Genomic DNA, 18,844 nt, shown 5'->3' with positions numbered 1-18,844 from the left:
CGTCTGTGCAGGCATTATTTTGTGGGGATCCCTCAGCTCACAGGGAGAGGGCGCAAACACTAAAAACGGTAACGGTTGTTACCGTTTTGCATCTACCATGGTCTTAAAAACTTCCGCCACCGCGACTGCCCCCGGATCCATCACCCCGTCCAGATTCTCTTTATTCACATACGACGAGCGTCCCGCGCCGGCTTTCGCCATTTTTGCCGTTGCTTCGGCGCCCTGCTGCGCGGCCTGCGCTGCCGCCTGAATATTGCCTTTCTGTAACGCCTCCAGCGCCGGTTGCAGCGCATCGATCAGCGTACGATCGCCGAGATCCGCGCCGCCATACTGCTTCATCTGCGCAAGTCCGCTCAGCAAGGCTTCAGGTAGCGGCTGTCCATCGTGAAGCTTTTGTCCTGCCGCCGTGAAGAAGATCGACATCAACACCCCACTCGATCCGCCCATCACCGTTGCCAGCCGCTCGCCTACCAGCAGGAGTAATGTCGGCACGTCGTTAAGGGGCAGGTTGTTCTCCTCAAGTCGCTGCGCAATATCCCGCGCCCCTTGCGCAAAAGTGGAGCCCGTGTCGCCATCGCCTACTTTGGCATCCAGCGCGTTAAGGCGGTTTTCCAGCTGAATCAATGTTTTCGTTACCGAGGCGACGGCCTCGCTCACCTCCGTATTGTCCGACGGGGCATATTCCACGCGATCATGAAGGGCGCTATGTGGGACGGTACGCAGGGGCGCGAACGCCACGGGCTTCTGCCAGCCCAGCGTCTCGACCTCGGCGTGAATCGCCTTCTCGAAGAAATCGTTGAGCTTTAGCAGCGTTAACGAAAAGCCTTTCATATCCAGCGCACTCACCAGCGGCGCCGGGCCAATCAGATACGCAATGTTCTCTTTCAGCGCCGAGTGCGCCAGCTCTTTGGTCAGCAGCGCCATCTCCAACGCCGATACGCCACCAAGATTGTTAATCAGCACCGCAAAACGCCCTTCCCCCGCCTGCGCGCGTAACGGCGTCACCAGCGTGTCGATAATGGCTTTGCTGTTTTGCGTATCCACGACGGAAGCTCCCGGCTCGCCGTGAATGCCCAAACCCAGCTCGACATGGCCTTGTTTAATGCGCCCCCCTTCATCATCGCTGCCCGGCAGGTTGCACGTTTGCATCGCCACGCCCAGGCTCCAGAGGTTATCGCAGGCCTGTTTCGCAATATCCCGCACGTCGTTTAGCGATTTCCCCTGCTCTGCCGCATATCCCGCAATTTTATGCACCAGCGCCGTTCCCGCGATACCACGCGGCTGCTTGTTATCCGGCAGGGCGATATCATCCGCCACGATAACCATCTCGACCTTAAGGCCGTAGCGTTTGGCTTTTTCCGCCGCCAGGCCAAAGTTAAGCCGGTCGCCGGTGTAGTTTTTCACAATCAGCAGGCAGCCACGGTCGCCCGTCACCGCCACAATGGCATTGAGGACCGCATCCACGCTTGGGGAGGCGAACAGATCGCCACACACCGCTGCGGTAAGCATGCCTTTGCCGACGAACCCGGCATGTGCCGGTTCATGGCCGGAGCCGCCACCGGAGATCACCGCCACGCGACTTTTATCCCAGTCGCCGCGAGCCACCACGCGGATGGCCGGATCGATATCCAGTTTGACGAGATTACCGTGCGGCGCGGAGAGAAGTATGCCTTCAATGGCATCGTTGACAAGCTGTTTGCGGTCGTTAAAAAAGAATCTGGACATAGTTTCCCAAAATTTTGTTTACCGTATGCAAAAGCATAGTCCGCACTGGATAATGCGCCGCAAAGTGAGGAATTTACGCAGACATTTTGCCGTCAGGTTGCCTATACTCCACCCAGGACTACGAGAGGACGTGCATCATGAGTACACCATTGTTAATCGCCAGGACGCTGGAAAAAGAGCTGTTTTTACTGCCCGCGATGGCGAACCGTCATGGCCTGATCACCGGCGCGACCGGGACGGGAAAAACCGTTACCCTGCAAAAGCTGGCTGAGTCGTTGTCAGAGACTGGCGTGCCGGTTTTTATGGCTGACGTGAAGGGCGATTTAACTGGGGTGGCTCAGGAAGGTGCAGCGTCAGAAAAACTGCTTGAGCGCCTGAAAAATATCGGTATCACGGACTGGACGCCGCACGGTAATCCGGTGGTGGTCTGGGATATCTTCGGCGAAAAAGGGCATCCGGTGCGTGCCACCGTCTCCGACCTCGGCCCGCTGCTGCTGGCTCGTCTGCTTAACCTCAACGACGTGCAGTCCGGGGTACTGAACATTATCTTCCGTATCGCCGACGATCAGGGGCTACTGCTGCTCGACTTCAAAGATCTGCGCGCCATCACGCAGTACATTGGCGATAACGCCAAATCCTTCCAGAACCAGTACGGCAATATTAGCAGCGCCTCAGTGGGCGCCATTCAGCGCGGGCTCCTGACGCTGGAGCAACAGGGCGCCGAACACTTCTTCGGCGAGCCAATGCTGGATATCAAAGACTGGATGCGTACCGACAGCAGCGGCAAAGGCATCATCAACATTCTGAGCGCAGAGAAGCTCTACCAGATGCCGAAGCTTTACGCCGCCAGCCTGCTGTGGATGCTCTCTGAACTGTACGAACAACTGCCGGAAGCAGGCGATCTGGAAAAACCCAAACTGGTGTTCTTCTTTGACGAAGCGCATCTGTTGTTTAACGACGCGCCGCAGGTGCTGCTGGATAAAATTGAACAGGTTATCCGCCTGATCCGCTCCAAAGGCGTCGGGGTCTGGTTTGTGTCGCAAAACCCGTCGGATATTCCGGACAACGTACTGGGGCAGTTGGGTAACCGCGTGCAGCACGCCCTGCGCGCCTTTACGCCGAAAGATCAGAAAGCGGTGAAAGCCGCGGCGCAAACCATGCGTGTCAATCCGGCCTTTGATACCGAAACCGCCATTCAGGCGCTGGGCACCGGTGAAGCGCTGATTTCGTTCCTCGATGCAAAAGGCAGCCCGACAGTTGTCGAGCGCGCGATGGTGATTGCGCCCTGCTCGCGCATGGGTCCGGTAACGGACGATGAACGCAACAGCCTGATTAACCACTCCCCGGTGTACGGAAAGTATGAAGACGAGGTGGATCGCGAATCGGCGTTCGAGATGCTGCAAAAAGGGGTGCAGGCGACTGCCGAATCGCAGGATGCGCCTGCCGCAAAAGGGCAATCTGTTGCCGTGGACGACGGCATTCTCGGCGGGCTGAAAGATATTCTGTTCGGCAGCACCGGGCCACGCGGCGGCAAACGCGATGGCGTGGTTCAGACCATGGCAAAAAGCGCGACGCGTCAGATTACCAACCAGATAGTACGCGGCATGCTGGGAAGTCTGCTAGGCGGCCGTCGCCGGTAGCGTGGGAACCCACGGGCGGCCAAGCGCCGACCCCTGTACGCCGTTCTCCTGTAGATAGCGGTTGATTTCCAGCATCCCCGTCCAGCGGTTCTCACACCATAGCGGTGCCAGAAGCGTTGGACGGCGGGCGCTTGCCGAGATGCGGTGGTAAACAATCTCCGGCGGCGTATGGCGAATCATTTCCCCCGCAGTCACCGTATAGTCGTCGAGTTCGATACCACATAACCGCCCCGCTTCCCAGGCTTTCGCCATTATGCTGCCCTTCACGATATGCAGCGGATGCAGCTTAATGCCATCCACGCCGGTCTCAACGACTTTTTCCAGCGTTTCCAGCCCGTGCTGCTGCCCTTCTCCCGGCAAGCCGACAATCAGATGCGAGCAGACTTTTAATCCACGCTCGCGGGCGAGACGCGTGGTGCGCTGATAGCAGGCGAAATCATGCCCGCGATTGATACGGTGCAGGGTTTTGTCATGCGCGGTCTGCAAGCCCAGCTCCAGCCAGATCTCGTAGCCCTTCTCTTTGTACTCGCTAAGTAAATCCAGCACGGCGTCCGGCACGCAGTCCGGACGCGTCCCCACGCACAGCCCGACAATGTTCGCTTGAGCAACCGCCTGCTGATACATCGAGCGCAGCACCTGCACCTCCGCCCACGTGCTGGTATAGGCCTGGAAATAGGCCAGATACTGCTTCGCGCGGTTCACCAGACTCGCCTGATGGGCGAGCTGTTCAGCGATAGATTTATGCTGCTGGGCCTCGTCAGCAAACGAGGCCACGTTACAGAAGGTGCAGCCACCACGCCCGATGGTGCCATCGCGGTTCGGGCAGCTAAAGCCGCCGTGCAGCGTCAGTTTGTGAACCTTTTGTCCGTAGCGCTGCAAAAGATCCCCACCAAACATATTGACTAATTTCTGTAACTGCATAATCTGATAGACCGTCCCGAAGAAAGGGGACAAGCCTGCCATTTTTAGCCTCTGTCGGCGATGACCTGGATCAATCGCCCTGGACGGCTTTTATCTATTTGAATAAATAATCACGATTACCGACATTTCATTCACCCTGAACGTAATTACTTTTCCTTATGTTCTGATGGTTTTTTTCATTTATAGCGCCAGGACTGAAAAACAGTGATTTTATGCGGCATTGAATGCAACACCAGATTAATATTCTGCTATAAATCTGCATTTCAGCACGCTGCATCGATAATACCGCTTTCATATAGTGAGTCAGATCACACTCCCCTGCACCTGCCCGGTGCTTTAAGCGGTTGTAAAAATAGTCAAATACACAATAAAAACAATTAGATAATCACGCTTTAGCACATTTTTGTATAAATAAGATTGCCATTTGACCTGTGTACCAATTCCCGATAAGTTGGAAATCCGCTGGAAGCTTTCTGGATGAGCGGCCTGCTCATCATATTTATGCAGTAATTGAGATTCCCTCTGAAGCAAGTCCTCAAACTTGTTTACCTGCGCAAAAGGATGAAAAAGAGGGCGAATGCGAGGTCCGCGTATGAAACGCTAACCCCGTCGCCATGCTCTTTCTGCGCCTGTGCGCCACGGTAAAGTTCAGTGGGAAGCCCGACGAGCCTGGGGAGGTTCACTGATATGTTGTACGATAAATCCCTTGAGAAGGATAACTGTGGTTTCGGCCTGATCGCCCACATAGAAGGCGAACCTAGCCACAAGGTAGTGCGTACTGCTATTCACGCACTGGCCCGTATGCAGCACCGTGGCGCCATCCTTGCCGATGGTAAAACCGGCGACGGTTGCGGTCTGCTGCTGCAAAAACCGGATCGTTTCTTCCGCATCGTGGCGGAAGAGCGCGGCTGGCGTTTAGCCAAAAACTACGCTGTCGGTATGCTGTTCCTGAATCAGGATCCAGAAAAAGCTGCCGCGTCACGCCGCATCGTTGAAGAAGAACTTCAGCGTGAAACCCTGTCGATTGTCGGCTGGCGCGATGTGCCAACCAACGAAGGGGTGCTCGGTGAAATCGCCCTCTCCTCGCTGCCTCGTATTGAACAGATTTTCGTCAACGCGCCTGCGGGCTGGCGTCCGCGTGATATGGAACGCCGTCTGTTTATCGCACGCCGCCGCATTGAAAAACGTCTTCAGGACGATAAAGAGTTCTACGTCTGTAGCCTCTCTAACCTGGTGAACATCTATAAAGGTCTGTGTATGCCGGCTGACCTGCCGCGCTTCTATCTGGACCTGGCGGATCTGCGTCTGGAATCGGCCATTTGCCTGTTCCACCAGCGCTTCTCCACCAACACCGTTCCACGCTGGCCGCTGGCTCAGCCGTTCCGCTACCTGGCGCACAACGGTGAGATCAACACCATTACCGGCAACCGCCAGTGGGCCCGCGCCCGTACCTATAAGTTCCAGACCCCGCTGATCCCGGACCTGCACGATGCCGCACCGTTCGTCAACGAAACCGGCTCGGACTCCAGCTCCATGGATAATATGCTGGAGCTGCTGCTGGCGGGCGGGATGGATATCGTGCGCGCCATGCGTCTGCTCGTGCCACCGGCCTGGCAGAACAACCCGGATATGGACCCTGAGCTGCGCGCGTTCTTCGACTTTAACTCCATGCACATGGAGCCGTGGGACGGCCCGGCGGGCATCGTGATGTCCGACGGTCGTTTTGCCGCCTGTAACCTGGACCGTAACGGTCTGCGTCCGGCGCGCTACGTTATCACCAAAGACAAGCTCATCACCTGCGCCTCTGAAGTCGGCATCTGGGATTACCAGCCTGACGAAGTGGTCGAAAAAGGCCGCGTCGGTCCGGGCGAGCTGATGGTGATCGACACCCGCGGTGGGCGTATTCTGCATTCCGCCGAAACCGACAACGATCTGAAGAGCCGCCATCCGTACAAAGAGTGGATGGAGAAAAACGTGCGTCGTCTGGTGCCGTTTGAAGATCTGTCGGACGAAGAAGTGGGCAGCCGCGAGCTGGACGATGACACCCTCGCGAGCTTCCAGAAGCAGTTTAACTACAGCGCGGAAGAACTGGACTCGGTTATTCGCGTGCTCGGCGAAAACGGCCAGGAAGCGGTCGGCTCAATGGGTGACGATACCCCGTTTGCCGTGCTTTCCAGCCAGCCACGCATTATTTACGACTATTTCCGTCAGCAGTTTGCGCAGGTCACTAACCCGCCAATAGACCCGCTGCGCGAAGCCCACGTCATGTCGCTGGCCACCAGCATCGGCCGTGAGATGAACGTATTCTGTGAAGCCGAAGGCCAGGCGCACCGTCTGACCTTTAAATCACCGATCCTGTTGTACTCCGATTTCAAACAGCTCACCACCATGACCGAGGAGCACTATCGCGCCGACACGCTCGATATCACCTTCGACGTGACCGAAACGAGCCTCGAAGAGACGGTGAACGCGCTGTGCGACAAAGCCGAGCAGATGGTACGTAACGGCACCGTTCTGCTGGTGCTGTCTGACCGCAACATCGCGAAAAACCGTCTGCCGGTGCCTGCCCCCATGGCGGTGGGGGCTATCCAGACGCGTCTGGTGGACAAGAGCCTGCGCTGCGATGCCAACATCATCGTTGAAACCGCGAGCGCGCGCGACCCGCACCACTTTGCGGTGCTGTTAGGCTTTGGCGCTACGGCGATTTATCCGTACCTGGCCTACGAAACGCTGGCACGCCTGGTAGATACCCGCGCGATCGACAAAGACTACCGTGCTGTGATGCTGAACTACCGTAACGGCATCAACAAAGGTCTGTACAAGATCATGTCCAAAATGGGCATCTCGACCATCGCCTCTTACCGCTGCTCGAAGCTATTTGAAGCGGTCGGCCTGCATAACGAGGTCGCCAACCTCTGCTTCCAGGGCGTGGTCAGCCGTATCGGTGGCGCCGGTTTTGCTGACTTCCAGCAGGATCTGGTGAACCTGTCGAAACGCGCCTGGCTGGCACGTAAGCCGCTGGAACAGGGCGGCCTGCTGAAATATGTCCACGGGGGTGAGTATCACGCTTATAACCCGGACGTAGTGCGCACGCTGCAACAGGCGGTGCAGAGCGGCGAGTACAGCGATTATCAGCAGTATGCTGAGCTGGTGAACAACCGTCCCGCGGCGACGCTGCGCGATCTCATTGCCCTCAATCCGGGTGAGGAAGCGGTCAGCATTGACGAGGTTGAACCCGCGTCTGAGCTGTTCAAACGCTTCGATACTGCGGCGATGTCCATCGGGGCGCTGAGCCCGGAAGCCCACGAAGCGCTGGCGGAAGCCATGAACAGCATCGGCGGCAACTCCAACTCCGGCGAAGGCGGTGAAGATCCGGCCCGCTACGGCACCAACAAAGTGTCCCGTATCAAGCAGGTGGCGTCCGGTCGCTTTGGCGTAACGCCTGCGTACCTGGTTAACGCCGACGTGATCCAGATTAAGGTCGCTCAGGGGGCAAAACCGGGTGAAGGCGGTCAACTGCCGGGTGATAAAGTCACCCCGTACATCGCTAAGCTTCGCTACTCGGTACCAGGCGTGACGCTGATCTCCCCGCCGCCGCACCACGATATTTACTCTATCGAGGATCTGGCGCAGCTGATTTTCGACCTGAAACAGGTCAACCCGAAAGCGATGATCTCCGTGAAGCTGGTTTCCGAACCGGGCGTTGGCACCATTGCCACCGGCGTGGCGAAAGCCTATGCGGATCTGATCACCATCGCCGGTTACGACGGCGGCACCGGCGCAAGCCCGCTCTCCTCCGTGAAATATGCGGGCTGTCCGTGGGAGCTCGGCCTGGTGGAAACCCAGCAGGCGCTGGTCGCTAACGGCCTGCGTCACAAGATCCGTTTGCAGGTGGACGGTGGGCTGAAAACCGGCCTCGACATCATCAAAGCGGCGATTCTGGGAGCGGAAAGCTTCGGCTTTGGTACCGGCCCAATGGTTGCGCTCGGCTGTAAATACCTGCGTATTTGCCACCTGAACAACTGTGCAACGGGTGTTGCTACCCAGGACGAAAAGCTGCGTAAGAACCACTATCACGGCCTGCCGTTCAAAGTGACTAACTACTTTGACTTCATCGCCCGTGAAACCCGCGAGCTGATGGCGCAGCTGGGCGTGAAGCGTCTGGTGGATCTGATTGGCCGTACCGACCTGCTGAAAGAGCTTGAGGGCTTCACGGCCAAGCAGCAGAAGCTGGAGCTGTCCAAGCTGCTGGAAACCGCTCAGCCGCATCCTGGCAAAGCGGTTTACTGTACCGAGAACAACCCGCCGTTCGACAACGGCGTGCTGAACGCGCAGCTGCTGCAACAGGCGAGGCCGTACGTGGACGAGAAGCAGAGCAAAACGTTCTGGTTTGATATCCGCAACACCGATCGTTCCGTGGGTGCGTCTCTCTCCGGTTACATCGCGCAAACGCACGGTGACCAGGGGCTGGCGTCGGATCCGATTACCGCGCATTTCAGCGGTACCGCGGGTCAGAGCTTCGGCGTGTGGAACGCGGGTGGCGTTGAGTTATACCTGACCGGTGATGCCAACGACTACGTCGGAAAAGGCATGGCGGGCGGTCTGCTGGCGGTGCGTCCTCCGGTTGGTTCAGCCTTCCGCAGCCATGAAGCAAGCATCATCGGCAATACCTGTCTGTACGGTGCAACCGGCGGTCGTCTGTTTGCCGCGGGCCGTGCGGGCGAGCGTTTTGCGGTGCGTAACTCCGGCGCCATCACCGTGGTGGAAGGCATCGGCGATAACGGCTGTGAATACATGACGGGCGGAATTGTGTGCGTCCTGGGTAAAACCGGCGTGAACTTTGGCGCGGGCATGACGGGCGGTTTTGCCTACGTCCTGGATGAAGACGGTGAGTTCCGCAAACGCGTGAACCCTGAGCTGGTGGAAGTGCTGGACGTTGATACTCTGGCCATCCACGAAGAACACCTGCGCGGCTTAATTACCGAACACGTGCAGCATACCGGTTCTTCGCGCGGCGAAGAGATCCTGGCCAACTGGCCGGCGTTCTCTGCGAAATTCGCGCTGGTTAAGCCGAAGTCCAGCGATGTTAAAGCCCTGTTGGGTCACCGTAGTCGTAGCGCAGCAGAGCTGCGCGTGCAGGCGCAGTAAGGAATTCAGATGAGCCAGAACGTTTACCAGTTTATCGACCTTCAGCGTGTTGATCCGCCAAAGAAACCGCTGAAGATCCGTAAAATTGAATTTGTTGAAATCTATGAGCCGTTTTCAGAAGGCCAGGCCAAAGCACAGGCAGACCGCTGCCTGTCCTGCGGTAACCCTTACTGCGAATGGAAGTGTCCGGTCCATAACTACATCCCGAACTGGCTGAAGCTGGCCAACGAAGGGCGTATTTTTGAAGCCGCCGAGCTGTCTCATCAGACCAACACCCTGCCGGAAGTGTGCGGCCGCGTGTGCCCTCAGGATCGTCTGTGTGAAGGCTCCTGTACGCTGAACGACGAGTTTGGCGCGGTGACCATCGGCAACATCGAACGCTATATCAACGATAAAGCGTTCGAGATGGGCTGGCGTCCGGATATGACCGGTGTGCGTCAAACCGACAAGCGCGTGGCGATTATCGGCGCGGGCCCGGCAGGCCTGGCCTGTGCGGACGTGCTGACCCGTAACGGCGTGAAGGCGGTGGTCTTCGATCGCCACCCAGAGATTGGCGGCCTGCTGACCTTCGGTATCCCGGCCTTCAAGCTGGAGAAAGAGGTCATGACCCGCCGCCGCGAAATCTTCACCGGCATGGGCATTGAGTTCAAACTCAACACCGAAGTAGGCCGCGACGTACAGCTCGACGACCTGCTGAAGGATTACGACGCCGTGTTCCTGGGCGTGGGAACCTATCAGTCCATGCGCGGTGGTCTGGAGAACGAAGATGCGCCAGGCGTGTACGACGCGCTGCCGTTCCTGATTGCGAATACCAAACAGCTAATGGGCTACGGCGAGACCGCCGATGAGCCGTTCGTCAGTATGGAAGGCAAACGCGTGGTGGTGCTGGGCGGCGGTGATACCGCGATGGACTGCGTGCGTACCTCCATTCGTCAGAATGCGGCGCATGTCATCTGTGCCTACCGTCGTGACGAAGAGAACATGCCGGGTTCTAAACGCGAAGTGAAAAACGCGCGTGAAGAGGGCGTCGAGTTCCAGTTCAACATTCAGCCTCTGGGTATTGAAGTGAATGCCAACGGTAAAGTGAGCGGCGTGAAGATGGCGCGCACGGAGATGGGTGCGCCAGATGCGAAAGGCCGTCGTCGCGCGGAGATCGTGGCCGGTTCTGAACACGTGATCCCGGCTGATGCCGTGGTGATGGCGTTTGGTTTCCGTCCTCACAGCATGGAGTGGCTGGCGAAGCACAGCGTAGAGCTGGACTCTCAGGGCCGCATCATTGCGCCAGAAGGCAGCGACAACGCGTTCCAGACCAGCAACCCTAAAATCTTCGCCGGTGGCGACATCGTTCGTGGCTCTGACCTGGTGGTCACGGCGATTGCCGAAGGCCGTAAAGCGGCTGATGGGATCATGAACTTCCTCGAAGTGTAAATAATAATGCCCGGCAATGCCGGGCATTATTTTTATATTCTGCCAGTTTCTGAATATTACAGATACTTGATGGTAAACGTTGCCTGACCATCCATGTTGGTATCATCAGTAATAGCCAGCGTATTGGTATCCTGAATCGCAGCAGAAACCGCCATCGGAATGACCAGGTTTTTAAACGCAACTGGCGCGGTGCTGCCAACTGTAGCAACGGATACAATCTGGCTACCGTCATTAACCATCAGTGTGCCGTTATCAGACCAGCTGGTGCCGTTGTCTGCGCTGTAGATCGCCCCAACAGTGGCACCATCAGCAGTAATCGTGTCGTTTTTCACGAAAATGGTGTAGTTACCGATGTTAACGTTTCCTGCGGTCTTATTCAGACCAAACATATTGAGCGGCTGAATAATATCGTTACCGTTACCCGCACCATCTTTAACCATAATGTTTGGCGCAGTACCAGTACGGTCGTCAGAAACGCTAAAGCCCGCTTTGGTCAGCGCAGGGCAGGTAATAGAAAGAGAGAAATCTTTCTGGCCCAGCTGGTTAATAGCAGTGGTGTTCAGGGCTGACAGGTGGATCGTACCGTAATCTACCACGCCACCGCCGCTGATTTCAGGGATGCAACTGCTATTTGTCAGAACGCCTGTGACTTTCAGTACGGCGGTGTCTGCGGCAAAGGCAGAAGATACAAACATGACAAGCATAGAAGCCAATACAACATTTTTCATTTGTTAATTCTTAACGTTAATGTAAATGTTCTTTCTGCTTTTAATAAAGTGGGCTACTCTCGCTATTAAAAACAGAATTTTCTAAACAAAGAGGGAAGTTACTCCCTCTACATATTCAAACCTAAATAATCCGCTGTAAGCGTAAATGCTAATATAGCCTTACACAACGACAGAGCGGGATATTAATACCCAAATAACTTAAAGGTATTTCAGGGTAATTGTTGCCTGACCATCTAAAGATGTATCGTCAGTAATCGCCAGCGTATCGGTCCCCTGAATAGCCAGAGAGGTAACCAGTGGGAAAACCGCAGTGGTAAATGCAACAGGGGTCGTTGTGCCTGTGGTTGCGGCACTGATAATGGAGATACCGTCGCTGCGAACCGCACCGCCTGATTCCCATTTAGAGCCATTCCAGTCGACGTTTGAAAAAATTTCGTCGCCCTCTTGCCCATCAATGGTGACTTTCTTATTTTTGATGAAAAGCATATAGTTACCAATATTCACACCACCTGTGGTTTTACCTACGCCATACTGATAGTAAGAAATGTTTTGCATTGTGCCGTTGAAATCGACATTAATACCAGCCTTACTTGACTCGCGATCGTCATTCACAACCCAACCAACCTGAGTAGGCGCACCGCATGTAATCGTCAGGTTAATATCTTTGTCACCTAACTGGTTAACAGCTGTTGCAGAGAGCTCACCCAAATGGATAGTGCCATAATCTACGACACCGCCGTTACTTAACTGAGGAGTACAAGCGGCATTTGTCAGCTTACCTTTTACCTGCAATACTGCGGTATCAGCAGCAAATGCGGAAGCGACACAAAGAGACAACGCGGTAGCGAGAAGAACTTTTTTCATTTGTTAATCCTTAACATTATTGATTCACGGAAACCCAACCCAATCTTTTATTCATGTAAAGAATGGGTTGTATATTCCGCACTTACTAATTGAATGGCGTACCATTCGTGATAAAACAATCCTGCAACGCTTAAAGATAACGTTATTACGATATCATCACCACATTGCCTATGGATTATTTTGCAATATTTTCCAGCTTAAATCGCTTTCCAGCGTTGTTTGATCGGCATTATTACTGAATGCACTTTCATTAAGCACAGGGAATATCGTAGCTGTAAATGTCATCTGCTGGCCCGTAACGGCCTGGTTATTTTCAACCGCGACGACGGCTTCATTATTTCTTAAATAGAATGGCGAAGGCGACCCGCTTTCCGGCGTAAAGTTAAGCTGATCAACCGTTTTACCCACGGTATAGCTTTTGCCATCAACATTCATATCATCAATTTTAACTGCGACACCGCCATTCTGACCAAAACGGAAGCGACCTTTCTCTCCAGCATTACCCTGTAAAAGCACTGCCAGCTTCTGTTTGTCTGGACAAAACACATTCACGGTAACTTCCCGTTCCGGCAATTTATGCCAGCTTTGCTGAGACGTAACAATATCGTCACGCTTGAGCTGTTTATAATCTACAATGGGCTGAGAAAGCGTGATCTGACAATCTTCGGCAAGCGTCAAACCGGGTAAACAAAACGCCAGAAACGTCGCTACTTTGATTACGCGCTGAGTCTTCATTGGCATACTCCGTTTACTTCCTCATAGAACGCTTCGTCATCTTTTTTATCACTTAAGGTATAGTGAATCTGACAAAGCCGATTGTTATTGTCATCCATGGCATACAGCCCTTTCAGCTGATCGGCATCATTGATAAACACATGGCCGTCATCCACGCTGGTGACGATATAATTGCCCTTCTCATCAACAATGGATAACCCCTTCGCCAGTGGTGTACCATCCGCTCTCTTCACCCGCAGCATCACGCGACGGCTATTCAGAATTTTAAAGCTGACTTCACTGACGGAAGCATGCCCTGCCGCAACGTATTTAATGCCGTTCGCCAGCGTCATGCTTGGCGGAAGTTTATTGGCATCAATTTCAATACGGGAGTTACGCCACTCATTCAGCCCCGGTACCACAGCCTGTCCCCAATGATCGGTCCAGATGGTGCCCTGCGGCGTTGAAATCTCTACGCCACTCTTCGGCTCGTTCAGCTTAGCGATGGCGAACGTATCTTTAATAGCGTACGGCGAGAAGGTCACGCCATCTTTATGCATTGCGATACCGCCCGTCAGCGTTGCGCTATAGTTGCGCTGGTTACTACCGCTGCTGCCCCCACCAACGCTCAACTGGGTATAGTGCAGGTTAGTGTTGATATTGCCGTTAAAGCTATTCTCATTCTCATCGTTATCACGATCCGCAGAGATATAATAATTGGTGTTATCGCCAATGGCGCCGCTGTTCGCGACACCATAGGTGGTTCTGTCACCCTGCTTGCGCATATAGCTGCTCAGGCTTTGCGAGCCGCCGAGTGGAATGCTCAGGTTGACGTAGAGCATATCGTCATCCTGCTCGTCATCAGTATTTCCGACGGCGCTCTGCCAGTTCACGGTGATGCTGGCATATTTAAAGGTTTTACCCCACGACAGCAGCAGGTAGCGGCTGTCCTCGTAGTTTGCGCTCTGGTTGTAGTTAAACCCTGCGCTAAACGTACCCGCAATCCCTGTCGCAAAACTTACGTTGCCGCTGTAAGTATTATCATTAGGCTGAAATTCATCATCCAGCGCATCGGCAAGCTCGCGGTAACCGCTGCTAAAATGCGTTGCGCTGGCGGAAAGGCTCACGTGTTCACCCAGCGTTAAATCGCTTTGCAGCTCGGTTTTGAGCCCGCTATTACTGTCGCCAAACTGCTCTTTACTTGCCGCAGCGGTAGTCGTGATGCCCCATATATCAGAGAGCATAAACTCCGCGCTGCCGCCCGCAGCCTGATACTTTTCTGCCACTGCGCCGGATGCCAGTACGTTCATCCATGGTGTGATACGCCAGCCGTCAGAGACGTTCACGACCAGCGGATCGCTATAATCGCTGTCAATACTCCGTACCTGGCCCACAGACATGGTCAATCCCTGCGGACGCCCCAGCTTGCGGGTTCTGACTGCGGAAGCAGGCACAATGAAGTGGCTTGAAGAGCCATCTGATTCCACGACAGTCACGTCGAGATCGACGTTATTTCTGACAACTGGCACATCGTCCAGGGTAAACGGACCCGCCGGCACTAACGTACTGTAGACGAGACGACCACTCTGGCGCACCTCAACGCGCGCCTGCGAGGAACGGGCGATACCCGATACGCTTACGCCAGTCCCGTCCCTTTCCAGGCCGTTGGTGGGCATGAGCTGCACCCCCGTAATCGGCACGCCGCTTAATACACCGGACATGGCGTTAATTTCACCCACCTGCATGGTCAGGCGCTGGGGAACAAATACATGCTCCGCGTAGGTGTAAATGCTTTCCGCATTTTTATCGCCATCATCATCCGTCAGGATATAGCGGCTGCGCACAGACCAGTCCATCGTATTAAAGCCAGCCTCCAGGCTAGCCTGCGAATAGCGGCTGTTATCGCTGTCGCCATATTCGTTACGGGTACTGAATAATGAGTAGTTCAGTAACCCCGCCGTGCCACCTTGCTGAAAGTGTTTAATATTGGAGGTTAAACTGTTAATTGCCTCCTGGGGTAAATAAAGCTCTACCGCGTCCTGGTTTGGTAATGCGTTGACAACCGCCTGCGCATAATCGCTGCGGATATCATGGCACGCTTCGCCAGCCTTGAGCGGGACAGGCATAATCCCGGCAAAATCCAGAAAATCTTTATCAATACAGAGCTCGCCGTCTTCATTAAAACGTGCAGCGGCCGTACCACGATCTTTCCCATTCACTTTAACCTGTACAGAGTGTGTGCCGGGTAAGAATCGTGGCGCTTGTGCAAAGTAATGGTTTAAATCGGGGCTTAATCCACGTGACTGAATAATGCCCGTATCAAACGTCACTTCCCTCGCATACAAAGAGGGTGACGCGAGGACTACCAGAGGTAATGTGCCGCAAAGAATAGCGCGGACACAAAGTGCAAGGCGGCTTTTTTTACACACCGTCATATCCCTATTGAGTGTTATTTATTTAATTCTGAAACAAAGCTCGGTACTTCCACACCGTAGCGACTGGCCGGGAAAAATTTCACTTTATTATCGCCGCTCACCGTTTTCTTCAGCGTTGCGGTCATACTTTGGCCTGGTAAAATATACGTTTTAGGTAGCGTGCCTGCGGTGCCAGATGGCTGAGTCATAACGTTTTGTGCCAGACGCACAACGTATTTGCTGGGGTTTTTCACCGTAAGCGTTGTACCCGTTGCGTTCCATTCCAGGTACTTCCATGCATCGGTAACAACCGCCAGTTTCGCCGGACGGATAAGCACAGGCAAATCCTGACGAAGATTAAATCCGATCTTAATGTTCTTGTTATCGCTTTTCGGCGGAATACCCTCGAACGTCACACGTTTATAGTGCTCAGCCTCCAGCGGTTCTTTATTTTGTAAAATAAAACGAAGCTGCTGGGTCTGGCCAGGCTCCAGACGTACCACCGGTTGGGTGGAAATCAGTTTTAAACCCTGATCGTCCGGTAAATCAAGGACATTGGTATATAACAGAGCCGGAAAGCTGTCCGTATTTTTAACGTTGATCGTACCGCTGTGCGTTGCCTCATCAATTACCAGTAAACTGGTTTCAGGAACCATTCCTGCTGCATACGTCGAGAATTGAGCTGAAAACAGAGCGGCAGCAATAACGGACTTCAGTAAGGTTTTCTTTAAACAAGACATAATTATCACTCCTTTAATCCACAACACAACATTCCATGTTCACGTGTAGTTAGAAAGGAATAAACAAGATATGTTTATTCCCTTTTTAATTAATATACCGATTTTAAAATATTATAACTTTTAAAATATTATAAATATTTCAGGCTGATAGTCAGCTGACCATCAAGTGTGGTATCGTCGGTAATGGCCAGCGTGGTAGTATCCTGAATAGCCAGTGATGTCACCAGCGGGAATGTTGCAGTCAGGAATGCCAATGGAACTTTTTCGCCAGATTTTGCAACAGTAAACTCACGGATGTTTTGAGCCTGACTAGAACCATTCGTGCTCGTGGTCCACTTGGAGGTATCCCCATTCTGAGTGTAAATAGGATCAACTGTCGCCCCGTCAGCGGTTACGCTATCAACCTTAACAAACATTGCATAGCTGCCGATGTTCACGCCGCCCGTTGTTTTACCTACACCGTAGGTCTGACTAGAATTGGATAGGCTTGCACCGGTAAACATTGCGTTATTAACGGTTAAACCCGCATTCGTCTCTGCACGATCGTCAACCATAGTCCACGAAACTTTCGTCGCAGCAGAACAAGTGATGGTTAGATCGATATTATTCTGACCTAACTGGTTTACTGCGCTGGCAGACAATGAACCAAGGTGAATAGTACCGTAATCTACTACGCCACCTTTACTTAATTCTGGAGTACAGGCAGCATTTGTCAGCTTACCTTTTACCTGCAATACTGCGGTATCAGCAGCAAATGCGGAAGCGACGCAAAGAGACAGTGCGGTGGCAATAAGAACTTTTTTCATTCGTTAATCCTTAACATATGATAATTAAAAATAGGTTTCCATCAGGTACAAAACTATTTTTGCAATATGAGCTGTCACTGGGGAACTTTATAATATTATTTTTATAAATATATGCAATTTAGCAAATTTAATTTATACTTTTAGTTTCTCTGATATAATAATCATGAATTATTAAATCGGGTATTACGCAAGGCTACCCGCTTAAATTATTCATTGCGTTTATTATTGTAACCATTCTTCTCGAGATAAAAAAAACGAAAAATGCAGTCCCATATTCTTATTTTTCGATCAATTTAAAAAATATATAATTTTCTCCAAAAAAAACGGCCAGGCATAAACCTGACCGTTAAGATTAAAATTGAGTTAGCGTTATTTTACAACGCGTAATGCCGGACGTCCTCCGCGCGGCGGCGGATCGTCATCAGGATCGTTATCATCTTCGCGATCGGGCTTATCACCATCAATCACAGACATCACCGTTTCGCTCTCGGTCCCAACGCCGCCCTCTTCATCATTCAGGCTGGCAACCTCTTCATCATAAGCTGCTTCCGGCTCAAACATGGTGCCCGCACCGTTTTCACGGGCGTAGATAGCCAGCACAGCTGCCAGCGGCACGGAAACCTGACGCGGCACGCCGCCGAAGCGCGCATTAAAGCGCACTTCGTCGTTCGCCAGCTCCAGGTTACCCACTGCGCGTGGCGCAATATTCAGTACAATCTGTCCGTCGCGCGCGTATTCCATTGGAACCAGCACGCCCGGCAACGTCACATCCACAACCAGGTGCGGCGTGAGCTGGTTATCCAGCAGCCATTCATAGAAGGCGCGCAGCAGATACGGACGGCGTGGTGAAAGTTGTGACATTTCCACAGTCATTAGCCTCGGCCGAGACGCATTTCACGTTCCGGTTCAGTTAAGGATGCCAGGAAAGAGTCGCGTTCAAAGACGCGAGTCATGTAGCCTTTCAGCTCTTTCGCGCCAGGACCGCTGAACTCTACGCCCAGGGTTGGCAGACGCCACAGCAGCGGAGCCAGGTAGCAATCTACCAGGCTGAACTCGTCGCTCAGGAAGAAAGGCTTTTGACCAAATACCGGCGCAATCGCCAGCAGCTCTTCACGCAGCTGTTTACGTGCAGCATCCGCTTCAGAAGAGGAACCGTTGACAATAACGTTCATCAGCGAGTACCAGTCTTTCTCGATACGCTGCATGTACAGGCGGCTTTCACCACGCGCAACAGGATAAACAGGCATCAGCGGCGGATGCGGGAAACGCTCATCCAGGTATTCCATAATGATACGGGATTCCCACAGGGTCAGCTCGCGATCCACCAGCGTCGGTACGCTTTGGCTCGGGTTGAGATCGATCAGATCCTGAGGCGGGTTATCCTTTTCCACATGCTCGATCTCAAAACTGACACCCTTCTCGGCCAGCACGATACGAACCTGATGGCTATAAATGTCAGTAGGACCAGAAAACAGCGTCATTACCGAACGTTTGTTGGCAGCGACAGCCATGAAAACCTCCAGGTATATTCAGAATTTTTACTGCTACCAGCCCAACGGGGCCAGCCAGATGATGTATCGCCCATCCCAGAGAAGACACATTGTTCAAGAATCGAACAAAAATCGAGTATTCACCGATATTTGGGCAGAAAATTGGATGATAGTTTACCAGATTTTGATGGCTTTGTGGTGAGGGGATTCCGGAAATGTGGAAAAA

13 protein-coding genes are annotated in these 18,844 nt (G+C 53.4%); 3 read left to right on the top strand and 10 right to left on the bottom strand.

Annotation, left to right across the window (positions count from 1 at the left end):
• Positions 1-78 precede the first annotated feature (78 nt).
• A complete protein-coding gene (locus DD606_RS00950) occupies positions 79-1,725 on the bottom strand; it encodes a dihydroxyacetone kinase subunit DhaK (protein WP_129258077.1) in 1,647 nt (548 codons plus the stop codon).
• A gap of 137 nt (positions 1,726-1,862) precedes the next feature.
• Between DD606_RS00950 and DD606_RS00945 the strand changes: the two genes are divergently transcribed.
• The gene (locus DD606_RS00945; RefSeq protein WP_023323792.1) at positions 1,863-3,365 is read left to right on the top strand and encodes a helicase HerA-like C-terminal domain-containing protein; all 1,503 of its coding nucleotides are present in this window, start codon (positions 1,863-1,865) and stop codon (positions 3,363-3,365) included.
• Here the strand turns inward: DD606_RS00945 and DD606_RS00940 are convergent.
• Positions 3,345-4,286 carry a TIGR01212 family radical SAM protein gene (locus DD606_RS00940; protein ID WP_114078569.1) on the bottom strand — a complete coding sequence of 314 codons (942 nt, stop codon included), beginning with the start codon at positions 4,284-4,286 and terminating at the stop codon, positions 3,345-3,347. The two genes, DD606_RS00945 and DD606_RS00940, sit on opposite strands and share 21 nt — an antisense overlap.
• A 687-nt stretch (positions 4,287-4,973) precedes the next feature.
• Between DD606_RS00940 and gltB the strand changes: the two genes are divergently transcribed.
• Both gltB and gltD read left to right on the top strand, forming a co-directional pair.
• On the top strand, positions 4,974-9,434 hold the full coding sequence (gene gltB, locus DD606_RS00935) for a glutamate synthase large subunit (protein ID WP_058663167.1): 4,461 nt from the start codon (positions 4,974-4,976) through the stop codon (positions 9,432-9,434).
• 9 nt (positions 9,435-9,443) lie between these two features.
• Positions 9,444-10,862 carry a glutamate synthase subunit GltD gene (gene gltD, locus DD606_RS00930; protein WP_017382721.1) on the top strand — a complete coding sequence of 473 codons (1,419 nt, stop codon included), beginning with the start codon at positions 9,444-9,446 and terminating at the stop codon, positions 10,860-10,862.
• Between the two features lie 56 nt (positions 10,863-10,918).
• On the opposite strand, the gene DD606_RS00925 is transcribed toward gltD, so the two are convergent.
• From DD606_RS00925 to sspA, 8 genes are all read right to left on the bottom strand, one after another.
• Positions 10,919-11,557 carry a DUF1120 domain-containing protein gene (locus tag DD606_RS00925; protein WP_254208990.1) on the bottom strand — a complete coding sequence of 213 codons (639 nt, stop codon included), beginning with the start codon at positions 11,555-11,557 and terminating at the stop codon, positions 10,919-10,921.
• Positions 11,558-11,788: 231 nt separating this feature from the next.
• Entirely contained in the window at positions 11,789-12,454 is a 666-nt protein-coding gene (locus DD606_RS00920) for a DUF1120 domain-containing protein (protein ID WP_023323796.1), read from the bottom strand.
• A 168-nt stretch (positions 12,455-12,622) separates the two neighbouring features.
• Positions 12,623-13,189: an outer membrane protein gene (locus DD606_RS00915; RefSeq protein WP_023323797.1), complete on the bottom strand. Its 567-nt coding sequence runs from the start codon at positions 13,187-13,189 to the stop codon at positions 12,623-12,625.
• Positions 13,186-15,603, bottom strand: coding sequence for a fimbrial biogenesis outer membrane usher protein (locus DD606_RS00910; RefSeq protein ID WP_129258075.1), 2,418 nt, complete (start codon positions 15,601-15,603; stop codon positions 13,186-13,188). Before DD606_RS00910 ends, DD606_RS00915 begins: the two co-directional genes overlap by 4 nt.
• A gap of 14 nt (positions 15,604-15,617) precedes the next feature.
• Positions 15,618-16,322 (bottom strand): fimbria/pilus chaperone family protein, encoded by a 705-nt coding sequence (locus DD606_RS00905; protein WP_023323799.1) that lies wholly within the window; start codon positions 16,320-16,322, stop codon positions 15,618-15,620.
• Positions 16,323-16,450: 128 nt separating this feature from the next.
• Positions 16,451-17,128 (bottom strand): DUF1120 domain-containing protein, encoded by a 678-nt coding sequence (locus DD606_RS00900; RefSeq protein WP_045894980.1) that lies wholly within the window; start codon positions 17,126-17,128, stop codon positions 16,451-16,453.
• Between the two features lie 369 nt (positions 17,129-17,497).
• Entirely contained in the window at positions 17,498-17,995 is a 498-nt protein-coding gene (sspB, locus tag DD606_RS00895; RefSeq protein WP_003860440.1) for a ClpXP protease specificity-enhancing factor, read from the bottom strand.
• Positions 17,996-18,000: 5 nt separating this feature from the next.
• Complete coding sequence (sspA, locus tag DD606_RS00890) at positions 18,001-18,639, bottom strand: stringent starvation protein SspA (RefSeq protein ID WP_003860438.1); 639 nt, start codon at positions 18,637-18,639, stop codon at positions 18,001-18,003.
• Between the last annotated feature and the right edge of the window lie 205 nt (positions 18,640-18,844).

This window comes from Enterobacter cloacae complex sp. GF14B, assembly GCF_004136805.1.
GTDB classification, from domain to species: domain Bacteria; phylum Pseudomonadota; class Gammaproteobacteria; order Enterobacterales; family Enterobacteriaceae; genus Enterobacter; species Enterobacter hormaechei_C.
Note: the sequence above shows the minus strand (reverse complement) of the source record. Positions and strands in the feature narration are given on the sequence as shown.

Excerpts from the sequence above, each read along its gene's own strand:
- DD606_RS00950 (WP_129258077.1), bottom strand. The coding sequence starts at position 1,725 with ATGTCCAGATTCTTTTTTAACGACCGCAAACAGCTTGTCAACGATGCC.
- DD606_RS00945 (WP_023323792.1), top strand. The coding sequence starts at position 1,863 with ATGAGTACACCATTGTTAATCGCCAGGACGCTGGAAAAAGAGCTGTTT.
- DD606_RS00940 (WP_114078569.1), bottom strand. The coding sequence starts at position 4,286 with ATGCAGTTACAGAAATTAGTCAATATGTTTGGTGGGGATCTTTTGCAG.
- gltB (WP_058663167.1), top strand. The coding sequence starts at position 4,974 with ATGTTGTACGATAAATCCCTTGAGAAGGATAACTGTGGTTTCGGCCTG.
- gltD (WP_017382721.1), top strand. The coding sequence starts at position 9,444 with ATGAGCCAGAACGTTTACCAGTTTATCGACCTTCAGCGTGTTGATCCG.
- DD606_RS00925 (WP_254208990.1), bottom strand. The coding sequence starts at position 11,557 with ATGTTTGTATCTTCTGCCTTTGCCGCAGACACCGCCGTACTGAAAGTC.
- DD606_RS00920 (WP_023323796.1), bottom strand. The coding sequence starts at position 12,454 with ATGAAAAAAGTTCTTCTCGCTACCGCGTTGTCTCTTTGTGTCGCTTCC.
- DD606_RS00915 (WP_023323797.1), bottom strand. The coding sequence starts at position 13,189 with ATGAAGACTCAGCGCGTAATCAAAGTAGCGACGTTTCTGGCGTTTTGT.
- DD606_RS00910 (WP_129258075.1), bottom strand. The coding sequence starts at position 15,603 with ATGACGGTGTGTAAAAAAAGCCGCCTTGCACTTTGTGTCCGCGCTATT.
- DD606_RS00905 (WP_023323799.1), bottom strand. The coding sequence starts at position 16,322 with ATGTCTTGTTTAAAGAAAACCTTACTGAAGTCCGTTATTGCTGCCGCT.
- DD606_RS00900 (WP_045894980.1), bottom strand. The coding sequence starts at position 17,128 with ATGAAAAAAGTTCTTATTGCCACCGCACTGTCTCTTTGCGTCGCTTCC.
- sspA (WP_003860438.1), bottom strand. The coding sequence starts at position 18,639 with ATGGCTGTCGCTGCCAACAAACGTTCGGTAATGACGCTGTTTTCTGGT.